This is a genomic window from Micromonospora arida, assembly GCF_003857035.1.
In the GTDB taxonomy this organism is placed as follows: Bacteria; Actinomycetota; Actinomycetes; order Mycobacteriales; family Micromonosporaceae; genus Micromonospora; species Micromonospora arida.
This window is the reverse complement of sequence record NZ_QGSY01000009.1, coordinates 1-1,164: the sequence shown is the minus strand read 5'-3', so window position 1 is coordinate 1,164 and position 1,164 is coordinate 1. Positions and strand designations below refer to the sequence as shown.

Genomic DNA, 1,164 nt, shown 5'->3' with positions numbered 1-1,164 from the left:
CCCCCTCGCCCACGAAGACCACCACGCCGAAGCCGACGCCCACGCCGACGCTGACGACCACCCCGACGCCCACCCCGACCGGCAGCACCACGCCGAAGCCGTCCGACACCCCGAGCAACACTCCGACGACCCTGCCCCCGGCGCCGACCAGCGCGCCGGCCAGCACGTCTCCGCCGACCACGCCGAAGGCGAGCACGAGCGCGACGACCACGCCGAAGGCCAGCACGAGCGCGACGACCACGCCGAAGGCCAGCACGAGCGCGACGACCAGCCCCAGCACCGCAGGCTGATCCGCCACGACCGGCTCCGGCTGTCCGCTCGGGACGATCTGTGGCACCGTGACAACCAGGCACATCCGACTCGACGTCACGGGTCCGGGTGCGAGCATGGCGCGGAGGGCGGAAATGGCCGAGCAGAGAGATCCGGCGGAGACTGTCGACCCCGTGGTCGACCAGTCCGGCCCACCTGGGCCGGACACCGCCGACCCGGTGGCCGCCAGCGACGCCAGCCCGGCCGCCACCAGCTCGACAGGCAGCGGCACCAGTTCGGCGGACGCCGACTCCGATGACAGCGACGCCGCCCCGGCTGTCAGCGGCCCGGTCGGCAGTGGCACGGCAGCGGTCGTCGCGGACGCCTCGACCGAGGCCGACGACGACGCATCCGCCGGCGGCGACGAGCGCCAGAACCCGGCGGCCGCACCGGTACGCGCACGTGCCAGCGTCGTGACCGCCGGTGCTCTCCGCAGTGACCTGCCGGCCAGCGCTCCGGTCACCGCGACCACCTACCGTGCGACCGGCTCGGCCAGCCCAGCCGACGTGTCGTTGCCGGGCCAGCGAAGCGACTCCTCCGCGCCGGCCCGGGCCAGCGCCACGGTTCCGAGCAGCAGCCGGGGCACTGCCAGCGCCCTGGGCACCCCGGACCGTCGCGAGAGCGCACCCGCCGTCTATCGAGCCGCGCCGGTGGGTGCCGAGCCGGCCCAACCTCCGACGCCGTCGACTCCCGAGCCGGAGCCGGACCCCACGCCACCCGGTCCCGGGCCGACCGAGCCGTCGCCACCGGAACCGGAGCCCGCGCCGGCCCCGGGTCCGTACCCGCCCGATCCGGTGCCGACGCCGGGTCCTCGACCCACGCCGCCGCCCGGTCCGGTTCCGCCCGTTCCCGGCC

Annotated in this window: 1 protein-coding gene and 1 pseudogene; one reads left to right on the top strand and one right to left on the bottom strand. The window is 76.3% G+C overall.

Annotation, left to right across the window (positions count from 1 at the left end):
- Positions 1-298, bottom strand: a 298-nt coding sequence (locus tag DLJ58_RS00045; RefSeq protein ID WP_208740729.1) for a hypothetical protein, incomplete at its 3' end; no start/stop codon positions are given.
- Between the two features lie 106 nt (positions 299-404).
- Here DLJ58_RS00045 and DLJ58_RS00040 point away from each other — a divergent pair.
- Positions 405-1,164, top strand: a pseudogene (locus DLJ58_RS00040) (hypothetical protein); the annotation flags it as partial.